Annotated in this window: 18 protein-coding genes, 1 riboswitch and 1 other annotated feature; of the genes, 13 read left to right on the top strand and 5 right to left on the bottom strand. The window is 41.3% G+C overall.

Translation table 11 applies throughout. The annotated features are described in order from the left end of the window. Nucleotides 1-581: 581 nt before the first annotated feature. Entirely contained in the window at nt 582-2,168 is a 1,587-nt protein-coding gene (gene pckA / locus LQ188_RS23165; protein ID WP_101225563.1) for a phosphoenolpyruvate carboxykinase (ATP), read from the bottom strand. Nucleotides 2,169-2,585: 417 nt separating this feature from the next. Then, nucleotides 2,586-2,747: riboswitch (SAM riboswitch) on the top strand. Between the two features lie 163 nt (nt 2,748-2,910). Here pckA and metK point away from each other — a divergent pair. After that, nucleotides 2,911-4,104: a methionine adenosyltransferase gene (gene metK, locus LQ188_RS23160; protein WP_101225562.1), complete on the top strand. Its 1,194-nt coding sequence runs from the start codon at nt 2,911-2,913 to the stop codon at nt 4,102-4,104. Between the two features lie 405 nt (nt 4,105-4,509). On the opposite strand, the gene LQ188_RS23155 is transcribed toward metK, so the two are convergent. After that, on the bottom strand, nt 4,510-5,028 hold the full coding sequence (locus LQ188_RS23155) for a gamma carbonic anhydrase family protein (RefSeq protein WP_230178523.1): 519 nt from the start codon (nt 5,026-5,028) through the stop codon (nt 4,510-4,512). A 210-nt stretch (nt 5,029-5,238) separates the two neighbouring features. Between LQ188_RS23155 and LQ188_RS23150 the strand changes: the two genes are divergently transcribed. Beyond that, nucleotides 5,239-6,042 carry an alpha/beta hydrolase gene (locus LQ188_RS23150; protein WP_101225561.1) on the top strand — a complete coding sequence of 268 codons (804 nt, stop codon included), beginning with the start codon at nt 5,239-5,241 and terminating at the stop codon, nt 6,040-6,042. A 66-nt stretch (nt 6,043-6,108) separates the two neighbouring features. On the opposite strand, the gene LQ188_RS23145 is transcribed toward LQ188_RS23150, so the two are convergent. The 3 genes from LQ188_RS23145 to LQ188_RS23135 all read right to left on the bottom strand — a co-directional run bounded on the left by LQ188_RS23145 (nt 6,109) and on the right by LQ188_RS23135 (nt 8,168). Then, nucleotides 6,109-6,504 carry a hypothetical protein gene (locus LQ188_RS23145; protein ID WP_230178492.1) on the bottom strand — a complete coding sequence of 132 codons (396 nt, stop codon included), beginning with the start codon at nt 6,502-6,504 and terminating at the stop codon, nt 6,109-6,111. Between the two features lie 135 nt (nt 6,505-6,639). Next, nucleotides 6,640-7,212 carry a class I SAM-dependent methyltransferase gene (locus LQ188_RS23140; protein WP_230178491.1) on the bottom strand — a complete coding sequence of 191 codons (573 nt, stop codon included), beginning with the start codon at nt 7,210-7,212 and terminating at the stop codon, nt 6,640-6,642. After that, nucleotides 7,209-8,168: a TIGR01212 family radical SAM protein gene (locus LQ188_RS23135; protein WP_230178490.1), complete on the bottom strand. Its 960-nt coding sequence runs from the start codon at nt 8,166-8,168 to the stop codon at nt 7,209-7,211. Before LQ188_RS23135 ends, LQ188_RS23140 begins: the two co-directional genes overlap by 4 nt. A 168-nt stretch (nt 8,169-8,336) precedes the next feature. Here LQ188_RS23135 and LQ188_RS23130 point away from each other — a divergent pair, with 168 nt between their 5' ends. From LQ188_RS23130 to LQ188_RS23080, 11 genes are all read left to right on the top strand, one after another. After that, nucleotides 8,337-8,843 (top strand): SMI1/KNR4 family protein, encoded by a 507-nt coding sequence (locus LQ188_RS23130; RefSeq protein WP_063234889.1) that lies wholly within the window; start codon nt 8,337-8,339, stop codon nt 8,841-8,843. 95 nt (nt 8,844-8,938) lie between these two features. Continuing rightward, on the top strand, nt 8,939-9,202 hold the full coding sequence (locus tag LQ188_RS23125) for a DUF2524 family protein (RefSeq protein ID WP_101225556.1): 264 nt from the start codon (nt 8,939-8,941) through the stop codon (nt 9,200-9,202). Nucleotides 9,203-9,355: 153 nt separating this feature from the next. Further along, nucleotides 9,356-9,586: a binding site (T-box leader), on the top strand. A 53-nt stretch (nt 9,587-9,639) separates the two neighbouring features. After that, nucleotides 9,640-12,054: a leucine--tRNA ligase gene (gene leuS, locus LQ188_RS23120; protein WP_101225555.1), complete on the top strand. Its 2,415-nt coding sequence runs from the start codon at nt 9,640-9,642 to the stop codon at nt 12,052-12,054. A gap of 333 nt (nt 12,055-12,387) precedes the next feature. After that, the gene (locus tag LQ188_RS23115; RefSeq protein ID WP_230178489.1) at nt 12,388-15,555 is read left to right on the top strand and encodes an Ig-like domain-containing protein; all 3,168 of its coding nucleotides are present in this window, start codon (nt 12,388-12,390) and stop codon (nt 15,553-15,555) included. Nucleotides 15,556-15,812: 257 nt separating this feature from the next. Further along, nucleotides 15,813-16,304: a DUF2712 domain-containing protein gene (locus LQ188_RS23110; RefSeq protein WP_230178487.1), complete on the top strand. Its 492-nt coding sequence runs from the start codon at nt 15,813-15,815 to the stop codon at nt 16,302-16,304. 70 nt (nt 16,305-16,374) lie between these two features. Continuing rightward, nucleotides 16,375-17,139: a DUF2705 family protein gene (locus tag LQ188_RS23105; protein WP_101225553.1), complete on the top strand. Its 765-nt coding sequence runs from the start codon at nt 16,375-16,377 to the stop codon at nt 17,137-17,139. Continuing rightward, nucleotides 17,129-17,860 carry a WxPxxD family membrane protein gene (locus LQ188_RS23100; protein ID WP_101225552.1) on the top strand — a complete coding sequence of 244 codons (732 nt, stop codon included), beginning with the start codon at nt 17,129-17,131 and terminating at the stop codon, nt 17,858-17,860. The genes LQ188_RS23105 and LQ188_RS23100 overlap by 11 nt, the downstream gene beginning before the upstream one ends. Continuing rightward, nucleotides 17,853-18,575: a DUF2705 family protein gene (locus tag LQ188_RS23095; protein WP_230178485.1), complete on the top strand. Its 723-nt coding sequence runs from the start codon at nt 17,853-17,855 to the stop codon at nt 18,573-18,575. Before LQ188_RS23100 ends, LQ188_RS23095 begins: the two co-directional genes overlap by 8 nt. Before the next feature lie 11 nt (nt 18,576-18,586). Continuing rightward, nucleotides 18,587-19,228, top strand: a complete 642-nt coding sequence (locus LQ188_RS23090) for an ABC transporter ATP-binding protein (protein WP_230178483.1) — start codon at nt 18,587-18,589, stop codon at nt 19,226-19,228. Then, the gene (locus LQ188_RS23085; protein ID WP_230178482.1) at nt 19,215-19,862 is read left to right on the top strand and encodes a hypothetical protein; all 648 of its coding nucleotides are present in this window, start codon (nt 19,215-19,217) and stop codon (nt 19,860-19,862) included. The genes LQ188_RS23090 and LQ188_RS23085 overlap by 14 nt, the downstream gene beginning before the upstream one ends. A gap of 48 nt (nt 19,863-19,910) precedes the next feature. Continuing rightward, complete coding sequence (locus tag LQ188_RS23080; protein ID WP_230178480.1) at nt 19,911-20,552, top strand: hypothetical protein; 642 nt, start codon at nt 19,911-19,913, stop codon at nt 20,550-20,552. Nucleotides 20,553-20,791: the final 239 nt, after the last annotated feature.

Genomic DNA, 20,791 nt, shown 5'->3' with positions numbered 1-20,791 from the left:
GACCTACACGGCACTAAATTCGACCGTTCATCGAAGAAAATCGACCTACACGGCACTGTATTCGACCGTTGTCGCAGAAAATCGACCTACACGGCACTGTATTCGACCGTAGTCGCAGAAAATCGACCTACACGGCACTAAATTCGACCGTTCATCGAAGAAAATCGACCTACACGGCACTAAATTCGACCGTTCACCGCAGAAAATCGACCTACAGGGCACATTATTCGACCGTTGTCGCAGAAAATCGACCTAACACGGCACTAAATTCGACCGTCCACGAATTTATTCGATCTACACCTAACTATTCGGACTCCGAAGCATTTTTTTTTTAAGGTCCACGAATTATATCCGCTTCATTTCCGCCGACTGTCTGCCAAGACTCCTCGCTGATGTATCTAGCGGGGTTTTGGAGAGCGAGTGGCAGGAGTGTAGCAAATTTCTGAGGATTCCATTCAAAAAGTAAACAATGAATGAAGGATAACGAAGAAATGTTTTGAAATCATGGTTCGGGATGAGACATTTCTTGTCGACAAACTGAAAGGACCAAGCAAGAGCTTGGTCCTTTTGTGTACAATTTATTAAGCTGTCGGTCCGCCAAGTTCTTCGATTTCACTTGGAACGCTGCCGAATTTCTTGAAGTTAGCACGGAATTGTGCGGCAAGGTCCGTTGCTGCTTCTTTATAAGCGGCAGGATCTGCCCAAGTCTTGATTGGCTGAAGCACTTCATCAGGAACACCAGGAACATGAAGCGGGATATCCAAGCCGAAGATATCATCTTTGATCGTTTCGATGTTCGCTAATTCACCTTCAAGTGCCGCTTGTACCATTGCACGAGTGTAAGCAAGTTTCATACGGCTTCCAGTTCCGTATGCTCCGCCAGTCCATCCAGTGTTGACAAGGTATACCTTTGCATTGTGCTCGTCAATTTTATCACCAAGCATCTCAGCATAGCGTTGAGCTGGAAGAGGTAAGAATGGAGATCCGAAGCAAGTGGAGAATGTAGCTTCCGGTGAAGTTACGCCTCTTTCAGTACCAGCCAATTTACTAGTGTATCCGCTTAGGAAGTGGAACATTGCCTGTTCTTTGGAAAGCTTGCTGATTGGAGGCAGAACGCCTGAAGCATCAGCTGTTAAGAAAATGATTGTATTTGGATGTCCTGCAATACTTGGGTTCACGATGTTATCGATCGCTTGCATTTGGTAAGCAGCACGAGTGTTTTCAGTCAATGAACTGTCATCATAGTTCGCTTCACGTGTATCCGGATCAACAACAACATTTTCCAATACGGCACCGAAACGGATTGCATCGAAAATTTGTGGTTCTTTTTCACGTGAAAGATTGATCGTTTTCGCATAGCAGCCGCCTTCGATGTTGAATACGCCATTAGAAGACCAGCCGTGCTCGTCATCGCCAATCAGTTTACGGCTAGTGTCTGCTGATAAAGTTGTTTTGCCTGTACCGGACAGACCGAAGAATAAAGCGACGTCCCCTTCACGTCCTACGTTAGCAGAGCAATGCATTGGAAGGATTCCAGCCTCTGGAAGTAAGTAGTTCATGATCGAGAAGATCGATTTTTTCATTTCTCCTGCATATTCCGTTCCGCCGATCAGGATGGTACGGCGTTCAAATGAAACGATGATGAAAGTTTCGGAAGTGGTTCCGTCCACTTCTGGGTCTGCTTTGAAGTTAGGTGCAGAAAGGATTGTGAATTCAGCTTCGTGACCTCTTAGTTCCTCTTCATTTGGACGGATGAACAAAGTATGGGCGAAAAGGTTATGCCAAGCATATTCATTAACAACACGGATTGGAAGACGAGATGATTCGTCTGCACCAGCGAAACCTTTAAAAACAAAAATCTCTTCTTTTGCTTTTAGGTAGTCAACTACTTTATTATATAGTTTATTGAACACATCTTCGGAAATTGGCTGGTTCACTGAACCCCAATCGATTTTATCTTTAACGGATGCTTCTTCCACGATAAATTTATCTTTAGGTGAACGACCAGTATATTTGCCAGTTTCAGCTTTTACTGCGCCGGTTGATGTTAAAACGCCTTCATTTCTGCTTAATACTTTTTCGACCAATTGAGGAACTGAAAGTTGAGTTTGCACATTGTTTCCTGTTAATAACTGGTGTAACTCATTAGAAACATCTACAGAATTCATATATGAGGTACCTTCCTTTGTTTAAGTTTTTAGATTACAATTAGTATAACACATTCATTTAAATAGTCTATACTATTTCTTCTAATTTGTGATTATTTTCAGCTGGCCGCGTTAATCATTTTATTCCGGCAGGAACCGAGTCAGGATTATCACATATACTTTAATGAAGTCAATTTTATTTTAATAGGAAGTAAGTAAGCAATATATTTCCAATGGTGAAGTCGTTTTTCGTATGCTTAATACTTATTATTAATGGCAATTTCCAACATTTCTATTCGTATTTTGCATTGTAAACCCTTCTAAGACGCTGTATCAACACTTTTTTCAAAAGAAAGCCATACTGGGCGGAAATGTTCTTTTTAGAAAAGCATTGACAAATTCCAACTAGATACGATAATATCTTAAATTGTACGGATTCTCTTATCCCGAGTTGGTGGAGGGACAGGCCCTTTGAAACCCAGCAACCTGCCATATTGAACTTGACTCCAAGATCGATCGCCGAAAATAAAGCGAAGATCTTCAAGGAATAGTGGTGATGGTGCTAACCTGAGCAAGGTAAAAACCCTTGAACGATAAGAGTGAAAGGATAGAAGACAGAATTTTAAACCTTTCCTCATTTGCCAGGGAAGGTTTTTGTGTTTTTCATAAGTAATTCTGTGTCTATAGTTGAAACTAATGAGGGAAACGAGTTCCGTAAAAATCAGGCTTATGCCTACAACATACTAACTTCCAAGGAGGAAATATGATGTCAAAGAAACGTCTATTTACTTCTGAATCTGTTACAGAGGGCCATCCGGACAAAATTTGTGATCAGATTTCAGATTCCATTTTAGATGCTATCCTAGCTAAGGATGCAAATGCACGTGTTGCGTGTGAAACTAGTGTAACAACAGGCCTTGTACTTGTTGCTGGTGAAATTACAACGTCCGCTTACGTGGATATTCCGCGTATCGTTCGTGATACGATTAAAGGAATTGGCTACACACGTGCGAAATACGGTTTCGATGCTGAAACTTGTGCAGTGTTGAGTTCCATTGATGAGCAGTCTGCCGATATCGCAGCTGGAGTCGATAAAGCATTGGAAGCTCGTGAAGGAAACATGTCAGAGGAAGAAATCGATGCAATCGGTGCAGGGGACCAAGGTCTTATGTTCGGATTTGCTTGTAATGAAACAGAAGAGCTTATGCCGCTTCCGATTTCATTGGCGCATAAACTTTCATTCCGCCTGGCTCAAGTTCGTAAAGATGAAACTCTTGCTTACTTACGCCCTGATGGTAAAACACAGGTAACTGTGGAATATGATGAGAATAACCGTCCTGTACGTGTAGATACGATCGTTATCTCTACACAGCATGATGCTGAAATTACGCTTGAACAAATTCAAGCCGATCTAAAAGAACATGTGATCAAAGCGGTCGTTCCAGCTGAATTGATCGATGCTAAAACTAAATACTTCATCAACCCGACTGGCCGTTTCGTAATTGGCGGACCTCAAGGGGATGCGGGTCTTACTGGACGTAAAATCATCGTTGATACTTACGGCGGATACGCTCGTCACGGCGGCGGTGCATTCTCTGGTAAGGATGCTACTAAAGTTGACCGTTCTGCTGCATACGCTGCTCGTTATGTTGCGAAAAACATCGTGGCAGCCGGCCTTGCCGACAAAGCGGAAGTTCAATTGGCATACGCAATCGGTGTGGCAGAGCCTGTATCGATTTCAATTGATACGTTCGGAACTGGTACAGTTAGCGAAGAAGTCCTTGTTGACCTAGTTCGTGCTAACTTCGACCTTCGTCCAGCTGGCATCATCAAAATGCTTGACCTTCGTCGCCCGATCTACAAACAAACAGCTGCTTACGGACACTTTGGCCGTACAGATGTCGATCTTCCATGGGAACGCACGGACAAAGCAGAAACATTAAAAGCACAAGCGTAAATCATATAAAAAAGGTGTCCCGCAATTTGCGGGACACCTTTTTTTTGTGGATTAATTTTGCCGTCAGCGGGAATAATTCAAGAAATCCCAAAGAAATATAAAATACGTGCAAAACTCGTGAGTTAAAGTCGTTTACAAGTTTGTTTGGGTCATCAAATCGTGAGGTTGAAGCGTTACTCTAGAGTTTGTAGCAAGTACTCGAGAGTTTAGAGCGTATACTCGAGAGTTTAGAGCGTATACTCGAGAGTTTAGAGCGTATACTCGAGAGTTTAGAGCGTATACTCATGAGTTTAGAGCATATACTCATGAATTTAGAGCGTATACTCGTGAGTTTGGAGTAAATACTCGTGAATTTGTAGCAAATACTCGTGAGTTTGAGTACAATACTCGTAACTTTCAGTCAATTCACTTTATGCGTTCCGCCGTTTTATAGTATTGTCCTTTTTCGGCATATTCGCGAACGATGCGTTCCATATCCTGGCGATCTTCTTCGTTGATTTCGCGAATGACTTTAGCTGGCCGTCCGAATGCCAGCATGTTCGGTGGAATGACTTTACCTTGTGGAACGAGGCTGCCGGCACCGATGAAGGCTCCTTCGCCGATTTCAGCTTCATCAAGTATAATCGATCCCATGCCGATCAGAGCTCCTTTACGGATTTTACAGCTATGTAAAATGACCTGATGGCCAATGGTTACTTCATCCTCGATGATCAATGGATTATTTGGGCTTTGGTGCAGGACGCTGTTATCCTGTATACTGACTTTTTTCCCGATGATGGTTGGGGATACATCACCGCGAATGACGGAATTGAACCAAATTGATGTTTCGTCGCCAATTTTGACATCACCTGTCACGACAGCATTCTCAGCAATATAAGCGCTTTCGGCGATTTCAGGTTCTTTGCCTTTATACGGATAAATAATCATTTTCAATCATTTCCTTTCCGAAGTGAATGTTTTTATGTATTATTTTAATATACCGTATGCAAATACACTTGGCTATTTATAATAGCAATGTACAACTTGTTAGATTTCTTTTTTGTCGAAAATCACGAATATGGTTATAATTTATATATATTATTTTAACTATCATGGATCGTACACAACAAGTGAAAAGTGAAAGGGGGATTTCGAATGTGGAAATGGGAGACAGAAGGAGACGCAAAGGGCGTCATTGTCATCATTCATGGGGCAATGGAACATCACGGACGTTATAAGTGGGTAACACAAATGTGGCTTTCGGCTGGATACCATGTCGTCATGGGCGACCTTCCTGGGCAGGGTATGACAACTCGCGCCTACCGGGGACATATCGATTCCTTTGATGAGTATTTGGACGAAGTGAAAAGCTGGATAGAAGAGGCTTACGAATATTCGTTGCCGGTCTTTTTACTTGGACACAGCATGGGCGGTTTGATTTCGATACGCCTTCTTCAGGAAGAGGAATGGGACATTGCAGGGGTGATTCTTTCTTCTCCATGCTTGGGCCTCGTGACGAAGCCGCCGAAGTTCCTGACAACCATCTCGCATGGTTTGAATATCGTGATGCCTAAGTTCAGGGTTGAATCCGGATTGACACCTGAAATGGCGACGAGAAGTGCGGAAATCCGTGAATCCGATAGAAACGATACATTATATATCACAAAGGTTTCGGTTCGCTGGTATCGCGAGCTTGCACAGGCTATGAAGGATGCTTTTGAAGAAATTCCTGATTTCCAGGATGTGCCGCTTTTGGTCATGCAGGGCGGAGATGACCGAGTCGTGAACAAGAAGGCGGTTCGTGAGTGGTTTAATTATAACTTGGCCAGTGAAAAGCAATATAAGGAATGGCCAAAGCTATATCATGAAATCTTCAATGAACCAGAACGTGATGATGTATTTCAATATGCGCTGAGTTTTGTTGAGAACCGTTTAAAAATATTAGGGTATGTCGTTTGATCAGTACATACTTAAGGATAAATAAAAAACTGCCGAGGTTAGACCTTTGGCAGTTTTTTATTTGAATCAGCCTGCGTTTTTAATCAATTCGTTTGACTTGATCACCGGGGCCCAGTAAGTAACCGGGTACATAAATTGGTTCAAGTGTGTAAGTTCTTTTTTATTCGATAATGCGGTGGATAGAAGATAGATGGATTTGAAGGTTAAGTCATTGGCGAATAGGTCCAAAAGCGTCGCTTTCATATTCATGATCGCTTCATGGTTTTGAGTGGAAATCATTAAATCGAGTTGTGGCAGGAACCTATCAAAATGGTGATCGAATTGTTTGAGGTCCTCCATGGTTTTTTGGTTTTCTGTCAACGAGTTAAGCGAGCTGACAAACTCCCCGTATTGTTCACTTGAATCCCTTTTGATTTTTTCAGTTAATATATCCGTCAGTAATGAAGTAGGCAAATGTTCCATTTTCTGCACCCTCTTATCTATTTTCTATCATTATAATCATTATAGACGCAAAATTCAAAATGTTGTGATTGGTAATTCTGCTTCTGCGAGTTGGGATTGAAAAAACACCGTTCGTTCGAACGGTGTCAAAAGTCATCATCTTTTTTCAATCGCGACAATGAATGGCGGATTGTTTGATTGGTTGATGAACCCGTATTTCAGGATATGGGCTTTCTGTTGAGGGAAGTTCTGTACATAATCCATCAATGCATCCCGTTCTGCCAATCCCCCTGGATGACCATGGTAAATGACGAGGATGATGATGCCTTCAGGCGCCAGCAATTCGAATAGCTGTTCAATGGCTGATATCGTCGTATCGGCTTGGGTGATGATTGATTTGTCACCGCCAGGAAGGTAGCCCAGGTTGAATATGGCACCCGTGACCTTTCCGGAATGCTCTTTCCTGACGTATTTGCTCAAATGTTGATGCCCATCGTGAATGAGGGTGCAGCACTCTTGTAAATTCTCGGCCTTTAGTTTCGCCGCTGTGGTTTGAATTGCTTCTTTTTGAATATCAAAACTATAGACATGCCCGTTTTCACCTGTAAGTCCTGCAAGAAAGACCGTATCAAAACCGTTGCCCATCGTGCAATCAATGGTTATATCCCCGGGATGGACCGCTTTTTCCAGCAGAATCCTGGCGAATGGCAAAATTCGGTCAAGCTTCATGATTGTACCTCCGTATGATGATTTTTTCCCTGCCAGCTGTTACGGCGTTTCAATTCGGCATCAATGGCATTCAAGACATCCCATTTATTGACGCTCCACATTGGACCGATCATCAAATCGATCGGACCGTCACCCGTAATGCGGTGAATGATCATTTCTGGAGGGATTATTTCCAGCTGGTCGCATACCAGGCTGACATAATCGTCACGGTCAAGAAACTCGAGCAGGCCTTTTTCGTATTGTTTGACCATCGGTGTCCCTTTTAATAAATGAAGTAAATGGATCTTTATCCCCTGCACATCGAGTTTGGCAACTTCCCGGGCTGTTTCCAGCATCATGCCGTAATCTTCCTGAGGAAGGCCATTGATGATATGGGAGCATATGCGGATGCCGTGTTTCCGCAGTTTATCGACGCCTTCTTTGTAGCAATCGAAATCATGGGCACGGTTGATCATCGTCGCGGTCTTTTCATGGACCGTCTGGAGACCCAACTCCACCCAAAGGTAGGTCCGTTCGTTCAATTCGGCTAAATACTCGACTACATCATCTGGAAGGCAATCCGGACGTGTCGCAATGGAGAGCCCGACGACACCCTCCTGGGTCAATACACTTTCATATTTCTCGCGAAGTTCTTCCACTGGGGCATGCGTATTCGTGAACGCTTGGAAATAGGCCATATATTTTCCATCTTTCCATTTATGATGCATCCGTTCGCTGATCTTCTGAAACTGAACGTCGAGGGGTTCAACCCTGCTGCCCGCAAAGTCACCAGAGCCTGAGGCACTGCAGAAGGTACAGCCGCCATGCGCGACGGTGCCATCACGGTTCGGGCAGTCAAAACCGCCATCCAGGGCAACTTTAAAAACCTTATGTCCAAAATGTTCCCTCAGGTGATAATTCCATGTATGATATCGTTTGTTATCCGTTGCATATATAAACGGGTTTGCCTGATTCAAATCAGCAACCTCCTAAATAAATTAAATCGCAACATATATTATACAACATTCTCGCAGCTAGGTCTTTTTTTGAAAAATAAGCGTATACTGTATACTTGAGGGCTAAACATTTTGCTGCTATTTCCAGTATATCTTTGAATGACTATATCCAATCGGGAGCTGATGGACATGACCGGTCAAGTTGAAGAAGCGATTAATCAAATGAAAAAGAAATTAGCCGAAAATAATCAGGTGATCGAAGTAAATGAAGATGGATTCATATACAAAGCCACTTGCACCTTCAATTCACCTGCTTCGGATGAACAAATTCATTCCTTTGAAAAGAAAACCGGACTGCTTCTGCCCGAGGATTATAAGGAGTTTTTAAAAATAACCAATGGATGCCGTCTGTTCGATAATGTGGAATCGGGCGGGGAAAATGATTTATACAGCCTGGATGATATTATTAATTACACATATGAAAATTCCTATGAGGGATGCTATAAAGTGGCCTGCATTTATCAAGATAATATCGTCATTGATGGGGAAGCCGTCGCTAAAGGCGATAAAGAGTATTTAATGGTAAAAGGCCATATCGATGATTTTGAAGAAGGCGAGAAACTCCACATGGGTTTTGCCGAATGGATCGAGCAATTCATTTCCCATCAAGGTGAGAAGTTTTGGGATAAAGGTTGATTGCTCAAAAAAAATGATAATCCACCCGTTATTTGCTCAAACTAGACAAGATGATTCCGAATCATCCAAATGAGACGCGAAGGAGAGGGTTTGAAATGGCAACCAGACAATCCGTCGATCATTTTTTAGAGCAATGTGAAGGTGCTCTCCATTTTGCAGAGTTTGAATTTAACGAGGCTTCACGGCAGGAGCATTACGATGATGAACAATTTCAAAATTCGCAAAGGTATATCGAAGAGGCTTTGACGGACATGGAACGATTGTATGCCAGTTCGAATGACCAGCAACGAGAAATGCTTTCGCGGATGAAGCAGCAGTTGAATCAATTGAGGAATGAAATGACTTTACTGCGACATTAAATGGAAGCAAGGGAGCTATGAATGAATAGCTCCCTTTTTTGCACGAATTTTCCTGAATTCGCATATATAATGAAAAACCTGTCGATAATGTTTATGTACGGCTATTGCAATTATCGGTGAAATTGACTAGAATGAAATAAAATCAATATTCTCATAAAGACTATGATGAGGAATAGTAGCGGTTTAAACCAGTAAAGAGAGTTGACGGGTGGTGCAAGTCAACCTGGGACGGTCGCGAACTCGCCTTGGAGTCCCGGGTGTGAATTAATAAGTAATGCCTGGCGTTTTAATCCATGTTACGGATGTTTTAAGCTGGGCGGATTTTAGCTATCGCCAATGTGGGTGGTACCGCGGGAAGATATACATAATCCTCTCGTCCCTATTTTGGGATGAGGGGTTTTTTATTGTTTTTTATACGGAAATTAGGAGGAAATCATATGAGTTTTGACCATAGAAGCATAGAAACGAAATGGCAAAAGTATTGGGAAGGCAATAAGACATTCAAAACGGGTGAAGAAAGCGGCAAACGCAAATTCTACGCGCTGGATATGTTCCCATATCCTTCAGGGGCAGGTCTTCATGTGGGGCACCCGGAAGGTTATACGGCAAGCGATATCCTGGCACGGATGAAACGGGCGCAGGGGTATAATGTATTGCATCCGATCGGCTGGGACGCTTTTGGACTTCCGGCAGAGCAATATGCGATCGATACGGGAAATGATCCAGCCGAATTCACGGAGCACAACATCAACACGTTCCGCCGCCAAATCAAAGCCCTAGGTTTTTCTTATGACTGGGATCGTGAAATAAACACGACAGATCCCGACTATTACAAATGGACGCAATGGATTTTCTTGAAATTATATGAAAAGGGCCTTGCATATATTGATGAAGTTGCAGTTAACTGGTGTCCGGCACTTGGCACGGTATTGGCTAATGAAGAAGTCATCGATGGGAAAAGTGAGCGTGGGGGCCATCCGGTTGAGCGTCGCCCGATGAAACAGTGGATGCTTCGTATCACTGCGTATGCAGACCGCTTGATTGACGATCTGAACGATGTGGATTGGCCGGAAAACATCAAGGATATGCAGCGTAACTGGATTGGCCGTTCCGAGGGAGCGGAGGTTACTTTCAATATTGATGGCTTTGATGATACATTCACGGTGTTCACGACTCGTCCGGATACGTTATTTGGTGCAACATATGCCGTATTGGCACCTGAACATCCGTTTGTCGATAAAATTACCACGGCTGACCAAAGGGCAGCAGTTGAAGCTTACTTAGATGAAGTGAAACATAAAAGCGACTTAGAAAGAACAGACTTGGCCAAGGATAAATCAGGCGTGTTCACGGGGGCTTATGCCATTAACCCGGTAAACGGCGAAAAAATGCCGATCTGGATAGCCGATTACGTGTTGATCAGCTATGGAACGGGTGCGATCATGGCGGTTCCTGCCCATGATGAGCGTGATTATGAATTTGCAGTCAAGTTCGACTTGCCGATCAAGGAAGTCGTAGCTGGCGGAGATGTGACAAGTGAAGCATATACAGGCGATGGACTTCATGTGAATTCGGAATTCCTTGATGGATTGAATAAAGAAGAAGGCATTTCGACGATGATCAAATGGCTGGAAGAAAAAGAAATCGGTACGAAGAAAATAACATACCGTCTTCGCGACTGGTTATTCAGCCGTCAGCGTTACTGGGGTGAACCGATTCCGATCATCCATTGGGAAGACGGCACGATGTCTGCAGTGAAGGAAGAAGATCTTCCATTGATTTTACCGAAAGCTACGGACATTAAGCCTTCAGGTACAGGCGAATCACCACTTGCAAACATATCGGAATGGGTGAATGTAACGGATGAAAATGGACGAAAAGGGCGCCGTGAGACAAACACGATGCCACAGTGGGCAGGCAGCAGCTGGTACTTCCTTCGTTATATCGATCCGGACAACAAGGAAGCACTTGCAGATCCTGAAAAATTAAAAGAATGGATGCCGGTCGACATTTATATTGGCGGCGCTGAGCATGCGGTGCTTCACTTGCTTTACGCTCGTTTCTGGCATAAATTCTTGTATGATATCGGTGTCGTGCCAACGAAGGAGCCATTCCAAAACCTATTTAACCAAGGAATGATCCTTGGCGAGAATAATGAAAAAATGAGTAAATCAAAAGGGAATGTCGTGAACCCGGATGATATCGTTGAAAGCCATGGTGCCGATACACTTCGCATGTACGAAATGTTCATGGGGCCATTGGATGCTTCGATTGCCTGGTCCACAAACGGATTGGACGGTTCCCGCCGATTCCTTGACCGTATCTGGCGTTTATTAGTCAACGATGACGGTACGATCACAGATAAGATGACCGAAACGGATGACACGGGCAAGCTTGAAAAAGTCTATCATCAAACGGTTAAAAAAGTGACCGAGAACTATGAGGAATTGAAATTCAATACGGCGATATCACAATTGATGGTATTCATTAATGATGCTTATAAAGCGGATTCGCTTCCTAAAGTATATATCGAAGGCTTCGTAAAGCTGCTTGCACCAGTTGCACCTCACATTGCCGAGGAGCTTTGGTCTAAACTGGGCCATTCCGAGAGCATCACGTACGGTACATGGCCGGCGTTCGACGAAGCTAAGTTAGTGGATAACGAAGTCGAAATCGTCATCCAAATCAACGGAAAAGTCAAAGCGAAATTAATGGTGCCGACTGACACTACGAGAGAAAAACTGGAAGAAATCGCGATGGGTGATGATTCCATCAAAGAACAAATCGATGGGAAAACCATTCGTAAAGTGATTGCCGTACCAGGCAAATTAGTCAATATCGTCGCAAACTAAATAAAAATGATTGGAAGCTGTCCCGCATATTTTTCTGCTGGGACAGCTTTTTTTCGTGGCATTGGCTGACCATAGGAATTAGGTCATGTTAGGATTCTCACCGATTTAAATCTATTAGCGATCAATCTACCAATTAGGCTACTATCGTCATGAGAGGAACATCGGAACGCAAATATCTTGCTTAATTGGTTCATGCGAATCATTTTTCAGCTCTATGGCCAAATAAATTAAGCATTTGACATAAAAAAGGGAAAAAATTGGTTGATAAAATTTTACAGTGTGATAGTTTGGTATAGTACTGTTATTTTTTAACCAATTATTGGAGGGAAAACCGTGAAATTTAAGAATGTGAGTCGAATTACGGCGTGTGCACTTATTTTTGCACTGATATTCAGCTTGATGGTTCCGCTAAATTCTCAAGCTGCAGCTGCAACACCTATTGAAAATGTAAAAACGATTAAAAATGGGGACACTCTGGACGGAAAGTTTGAAAAACCGGATGTCCAATGGTACCAAATCAGCCCCACAACAGAAGAAGTACAAAAGTTCTCCCATATTGAGTTCGAAGTCAATTCGGACAAAATCTTGAATATCTCCGTTTATCAAGATAAAGAAAAAGCAGAAAAAGATGAGAGCAATTATATTGTCTCTTCTTATCCTGATGAAAAAGCCGTAGTCGATTTCCCATATGCTTGGGAAGGCACATATTATGTTAAAGTTGAATATTTCGGCGATACGGATGATGAGGGAAATCCCATCCCGGATGCGGAAAATGTAGCTGAATACTCCATCAATGCGCATTCAGTGACATTGCCGCCATCTGCCGGGGACGAAGGGGAGGAGCTGGAATCTTGCCCGGTTGAAGTGAGTGTAAACGATAAGAAAACGGGAGAATCCATGTTGAAAACACTCCGCGTTTTTAGAGATGAAGTTCTCACGAAGTCGTCTGAGGGACGTACCCTTTCCTCTTTATACTATAAAGCTTCGCCATTCCTGGCCCTTCATCTGGCTGGTAATAAAACGGCAAGGGAAGCCGTTTATAATCACTTAGTCGAGATTAAGCCCCTTATCGAGGATCTTAATGAAAATGGAGCAAGCAGTACGGCAGTCATTAGCAACAAGCAGCAAGAGGCGATTAAGGCCTTATTCAATAAATCGGCAGACGTCGCTCCGGCGGGATTGAAAAAGGATATGGACGCCATTGCAAAGAAAATCAATCTTGATAAACTTGCGGGTGAGAGAATCGTCGATATCGCAAGCAAAGCGGGAATCGAACTTCCTGCTTCGAAAAATGTAAAGAACAAATATATCGTCAAACTTAAACCAGGGAAGTCATTAAGCGCTGTCCAATCCAAAATAAGCGGAAAAGGATATGGAACATTATCGGCACCTAAGCAACAAGAGGTTCTGTATGATGATATGTATGTCGTCGAGTTAAAGAACCAAGCTAAAATGAGCACAGCAGCTCTTTCCGGTATCGAAAAACTTCCAGAAGTGGAATATATCGAAGCGGTAAAAACGTACAAAGCACTTTCTGCCGACATTCAATCACCGTATCAATGGTCTTTGAATAACGCCGGTGGGGAAGAAGGCATTAAGGGAGCGGACATCGATAACGAAAAACTGCAGAACCTTATTAAGAAACGCAATTTAAAAGATACGTTGGTAGCGGTTATCGACACAGGTGTCGATGATTCACTTGCGGATCTACAGAGTGTCGTTGAAATGGAGTCAGGTAAGAATTTCATCGATAAGAAAGAAAAAGCAATCGATGACAATGGCCATGGTACACATGTATCCGGAATCATCGCTGCCAAAGCAGATAACGGTTATTCCATGCAAGGAATCAATCCAGTAGCTAAAATCATGCCTGTGAAGGTCTTGGACTCTTCAGGATTTGGAGACAATGAGAAAATTGCACTAGGCATTAAATATGCCGTGGATCATGGTGCAAAGGTCATAAACCTTAGCTTGGGCGGAGAATATAGCAGGACGATTGAATATGCCTTGAAACATGCCGCTGCCAAGAATGTAATGGTTGTCGTGGCAAGCGGTAATGATGGGATGGAAGGTCTTTCTTATCCTGCATCATCAAAATACGCCATATCCGTCGGTGCAACCAATGCCCTTGATTTAGTATCCGATTATTCCAATTATGGATCGAAGTTGGACATGGTCGCACCAGGGACAGCCATCCCAAGCCTTGTGCCTAACGGGAATGTTACTTACATGGATGGTACATCAATGGCAGCTCCCCATGTTGCGGCAGCTACAGCCTTGTTATTATCCGGAAACCCTGGGTTGAAAGTGAATGAAGTAAGGGAAATCCTTCATGAGACATCGGAATATGTCGCTTTTGAAGAAGAAGATAATGTTGACCCTTATGAGGACTATGTACCGGAAGATGGCGAAATCATCATACCGGAAGAAGAACTTCCTGTCGGAAAAGATTTAGTATCAGGATACGGAAGATTGAATGCGTACAGTGCGCTTAGTGCAGTGGACTTGAATGCTAAAGTCAATCTTGTGATGGATACGCAAACAAAACTGACTGGTTCAGCTAAAAAAGGGTCAGTAATCGAAGTGAAAAGCGGAGGCAAAACGCTCGGTAAAGGAACGGCGTCAGCCAACGGAACGTTCAGCGTTACGATTCCGGTCCAAAAAGCTGCGCAGCTGCTTACTGTGAATATCTCTGATTCTTCCAAACTAGCAGTATCTTCAATCAAAATATTCGTGAATAAGGGTGCAACCCCTAACAAGCCAACTGTCAAAGCTTTAAGTGACAAAGATACGTATGTAACGGGTCAATCGCAAGCGGACATGAAAATCTCGATCAAAAATAGTGCCAAAAAAGTGATTGGTTCAGGTAACACGGACAGCAAAGGGAATTTCAAAGTGAAAATCAGCAAGCAAAAGGCCGGAACTAAACTTTCAGTCACGGCTACAGACTTAGCAAAGCGTGAAAGCAAGGCGGCAAGCGTCACGGTTCTTGATAAAACCGCCCCAGATGCACCGAAAGTGAATGAAGTAAGCGATAAAGCTACTTCAGTAACTGGTAAAGCGGAAATCGGTTCAACCGTTACCGTGAAGCACAGCAATAAAAACATCGGAACGGCAAAAGCTGATAGTAAGGGGAACTTCTCCATTAAAATCAGCAAGAAAAAAGCTGGCTCCGCATTATACGTCTCAGCAAAAGACAAAGCGGGCAATACAGGAAAAGCAGCAAAAGTAACGGTTAAAGATAAAACCGCTCCAGGTACACCGAAAGTGAATGAAGTAAACGATAAAGCAACAAAAGTAACTGGTAAAGCGGAAATCGGTTCAACCGTTACCGTGAAGTACAGCAATAAAAACATCGGAACGGCAAAAGCTGATAGTAAGGGGAACTTCTCCATCAAAATCAGCAAGAAAAAAGCTGGGTCCGCATTATATGTTTCAGCAAAAGACAAAGCGGGCAATACAGGAAAAGCAGCAAAAGTAACCGTAAAGAAAGCTAAATAGCAACAGGGGAAGGCCGTTTAACTTAAATGTTAAACGGCCTTTTTTTGTGTGGAAACGAATCAAAACACTGCTCCTCATCGGCGGTGTTTTTGCTATAAGCATGCCTTTTCCGAGCTGTGATGCTAGAAAATGATTTGTCATGTGCATTTTCTTCATGATGTCAGATTTGGCATGTCCCATTTTAATTATGAAACTTCACATACTCGCCGTTCATATATCATTAATCTGTTCAAAAATAAATTTCAGGAGAAAATATGATGAAAAAAAGAAAGGGAAGAGTAATAGCATTAGGTACTATTTTAGCTTGCTCAATCGGGTTAGGAACGCTTTCAGTTGAAGCTGGGAATGAGAATTCGGTATATTCCTTTAAGATTAAGAAAGAGCAAGACAACGAATATACACGTACAAAGTATCGCCAAACGACTACGGAACGGAATACATGGAAGGTGAGAATGTATCATTCACAAGAAGGTACGAATACTTATACCACGTATTGGCTGGAGAAAAGCACTGGGACGAATGTATCTCCTTCAGCGAAAGTGAAAGCCGGTAGCGGCGGTTTAAATAGTGGGCGCAATCATTATGTTAAAGGCAATGCAGGTGCCAATGCCACCGAGGTACGATTAACGGCAGAAAATAATAATTATAGCTCTAATACCTATTCCGTAGACGGATATTGGGATGAAGAGACAGGGAGAATATTACCTGGACAGTATAAAGAATCTTACACCACGGAATATAATAAATAAAAAATGGTGAATATGGTGAAGCCACCTTGGATGATTCTCTATTCATGGTGGCTTTCTAAAGGGAGACAAAATGAATAGTTATTATTATCGATTAACAAATAATAAAAAAACAAAGTTCATCGTGTTATGTATAATGGCAATTGTTATTATTGACATATTTATCTTGATCGGCAATGTTTCAGAGTCATGGATCATTCCCCATCTAGCCACTTTTTTAGCGGGAAGTTCATTAGGTCATATGATGCAAATACTACTTATTTGGTTTTTGCCTATTTTTCTATTAATCTTGTGTGCCGACAGCTATATCCAAGACTATAAAACAGGCTACCGTTATATCGTAGCGACCAAAAAAGGGCGATACTCTTATTATAAAACGATGTTATTGGGAAATATGTCATTTGCCTTTTTAGTGATGGTTGGTTGCTTGCTATTAAACATGATTATTGCATATTTTGTATTCATGAATGGTGAATTTGATACAGGGTTGACACCAGATTTATCCCCGGAAAATCTTTTATATACACTCGCCAACAAAATGCCTGCTGTCACCAATGTGGTTTATATCATCATTTTTGGGTTTTACACTAGTTTATGCGCAGGGATGGCGACTGTCCTTAGTTGGTGTTTCCCGGATATAAAGTATACGTATCCGTTAAGCTTTGTTATTTGGTTTTCACAAATTTTAGGACTGAATTATTCATTAGCAATGATCATCCAGCCTTTTAACGAAGTGACCTTAGAAGCTTTCATTTTGATTTCCTTTAGATCGACCATCCTTTTTTTAGCGATCATCATTATTGGGTTCATTTATAAGGTGAAAAGTGATGAAGTCTAATCAAAAAAAAGTATATGTATCACTGCTGCTTGTTCTTTTATTTGGATGTTTATGGATGACCTATAATATTCATTATTTAAAAATAAAGCAGCTAGACCCAGCGTATCAATTGATCAGTGATGTAAGTGCGAGTGTAGAAGGCTATCTCTCGGTTAAAAATTTATTGATCACATATATTGTTCCTTTGTTACTATTTTATCGTTTTTTTATTGAAGATGAGCATCCACACATTATCGTTCGCTTACAATCAAGAATCGACATGTATCGGAGACGGACCATCCAAGTTTTTATAAGTTCGTTTATCTTTGCGTTCATCATTTTATTGATTAATTTCGCAGCTGTTTTCATATTCGATAGATTTCACTTTATATCATCAAAATATTGGAACTTATCTCTTCTTAATTTAGCCCTATTGACGTGTATATATTTCTCGATTGGCCTGCTTTATTATTTCATTTTTGATTATTCCAATTCAATCATAGCGACGGCAGCAACCTTTTGTATCTGTTTTCTCTTATATGTGATGAAGAGTCAGCTGAATATTCATTGGGGTCCTGCCAGCTCCGCAAATGTTATCGATCCTATATTAAGCAGCGGAATTACAGGATATTATTCGCTAATCATGATTGGAAAAGAATTATTTCTATCTCTCGTGATGGTTTTACTTGGGCTTTTCGCAATCGAGAAAAAAGATTTCATGTTTGGTGTTTCTGATGACTAAACGAATCTTCTTAACGATGTTGATCGTCATTTTGTTACAAATTTTACTATTTGATTATTTCGATGGCTCTAAAGCCGATCTTACGGAATATATGATCGTTAGCGGAGTTCCGATCAGTAATAAGTTTGTTGTATTGGGAACATGGTATATGTTCTTTTCTGGATTGAGTTTTTTGTCGTTAGGTTATTTGCGGCAATATATTTCCGGTTATGGGGTCTACCTGATGATCAGGGAAAAAAGCAGGGTGAAACTTGGGTTTAGAAGAATCGGGAACTTAATGATCCTTATATCTGGATTATCTTTAATTCAATTTCTTATCTCGATCGTATTCGCTTTTATAAATAATGTCGATCAGACCTTTTTTTATCATGATTTGCCATCATTGATTTGTATAGCGGGTCTTTATATGATGTCCAATATTGTCCTGATTTTCATTCAAATGGCACTCGAACTTCATTTTACGGAGGAAGTATCTTTATTGCTGATAAATGTTTATGTGCTTTTTTCGGTTACATTAGGCGGAGTTCTATTATCTACACAAAAGCTGACGTGGATTTTATATTTTTTGCTTCCCAATTTCGGCATGTATGTAAGAAGTGATGTACTTGAAACTGGCGGAATATCAACAGTAAATGCTTATATCGTTTTAACCGTAATGACGATCATTTTAACTGTTTTAACCTATAGACGATTAAAGAAAATCGATTTAATTTAACGAGGTGCACAATGACAAAAATACGAATTAGCTCTTTACATAAAAAGATGAGGAAGAAGACACTTTTGCATGATATCAATTATGAGTTTAACGGCGGGAAAATTTATGGTTTGTATGGAAGAAATGGCTCTGGTAAAACGATGCTGCTTAGAGCGATTGCAGGATTAATCATGCCAAGCTCAGGAGAAATTGCCATAGACGAAAAAATCCTTCATAAAGATATTTCCTTTCCTGCTAATAGTAGTGTCATTATTGAAAACACTTCCCTACTGCACCAATTTGACGCTTATACAAATCTGAAAATATTAGCAAAAATCAGGAATATCGCCACTGATGAAGATATTAAACTGAATATAAAAAGAGTCGGCCTTGATCCGGAATCAAAAATGAAGGTTGGAAAATTTTCGTTAGGAATGAAGCAGCGTCTAAGCGTCGCCCAAGCGATATTTGAAAAACCGGACATTTTATTATTGGATGAACCGACAAATGCCATCGATGAAGAAGGTGTTACGCTAGTTTATCAGATCTTGAAGGAAGAAAAAGAGCGCGGCGCCCTCATTCTGTTGACAAGCCATCATAAACAGGACCTGGAGGAATTAGCCGATGAGTATGTAAAGATGGATAATGGAGGAATCGTCCTTGACTCTAAATAAAAGCATAGCCGCGTTAACTTTACTCGTATTGATAAGCGGATTCCTTATCTATAAAGTGTACATTGTTCCATCAGCGATGAGTGCCGCTAATAGAAATACGGAAAATAATGCTGCTTCCTATAAGGTGTTGGAATCACAAAACATCATTGTCGGGAGAGATATCGATCAGGGTTATTATGATATTAAAGCTCTCGATAATGAAGCTGTAGTTGCTGGCAATAAAATGCACAAAAATGCTGTACTGCATGCAGAGCCTTCATATATGAATGAAAATTTCTCGATTAAAGGGAAGATTGAATTCAAGCCTTCTGAATTTGAAAAAGTCGTGAAAAAAAATCAAAAAATCATCATGAAAGATCCTGGTCATTATGTGGTCGGTACAGAGATCCCAGCGGGGAATTATGTACTATCAAGAGCAAGCGATAAAATTGGAGTGTTTGTCGATATTAGACATGGAACAAAATCTGGAAGCTTGCAAACGATTCAATGGGATATCGACGAAAAAGTGAAAAAACCAATCGAGATCGAACTAAAAAAGGGCTATAACGTGTATATCAAAAAAACGGGAAAAGATGGATATATATCGAATGAAGGTGATTTGATATTGGAGGTAAATGATCAAGAAAGTAATTAAGGATATATTAAAGTATTTTCAGCTGAGTATAGATTGGAGGGATCGTCCTTGACTTTAAATAAAAGAATAGCCGCGATTAGTTTATTCATATTAGTAGGCGGATTCCTTATCTATAAAATGTACATTGTTCCATCAGCGATGAGTGCCGCTAATAGAAATACAGAAAATAATGCTGCCTCCTATAAGGTGTTGGAGTCACAAAACATCCTTGTCGGAAAGGATATCGATCAGGGCTATTATGATATTAAAGCCCTCGATAATGAAGCGGTAGTTGGTAGCGATAAAATGCACAAAAATGCTGTTTTACATGCAGAGCCATATCATATGAATGTGACATTCTCGATTAAAGGGAAGATTGAATTCAAGCCTTCTGAATTTAAAAAAACAGTGAAAAAAAATCAACAAATCATCATGAAAGATCCTGGTCATTATGTGGTCGGTACAGAAATCCCAGCGGGGAATTATGTACTATCAAGGACAACCGATAAAATCCGAGTATTTGTCGATATAAAAGATGAAACGGAAACCGAAAGCTTGCAAACGATTCAATGGGATATCGACGAAAAAGTGAAAAAGCCAATCGTGATCGAACTGAAAAAGGGCTATAACGTATATATCGATAAAACGGGAAAAGATGGTTATATATCGAATGAAGGTGATCTAATATTGGAGAGAAATAATGAGGACTGAGGAATTTAAGGGGATTTAATACCAGCTTAATTGAGTGATAAGTTTTCTTAGATTCAAATTCCATGATCGCTTCCTAAAATATTAATATTTATTGCCTACCGAAATGATAAGGAATCAAGCTCAAAAGCGGATTCCTTATTTCAAATGTATATACCTAGGGCGGGATTTTCGAGGGTCATTATATCCGCCGGTTATTTGATGTCCGAGAGAGCTCGCGATGACTACTGCTGCAAAGAGGA

This window comes from Peribacillus sp. Bi134 (assembly GCF_918698065.1).
Taxonomy (GTDB): Bacteria; Bacillota; Bacilli; order Bacillales; family DSM-1321; genus Peribacillus.
This window is presented reverse-complemented; position numbering and strand designations above follow the sequence as displayed.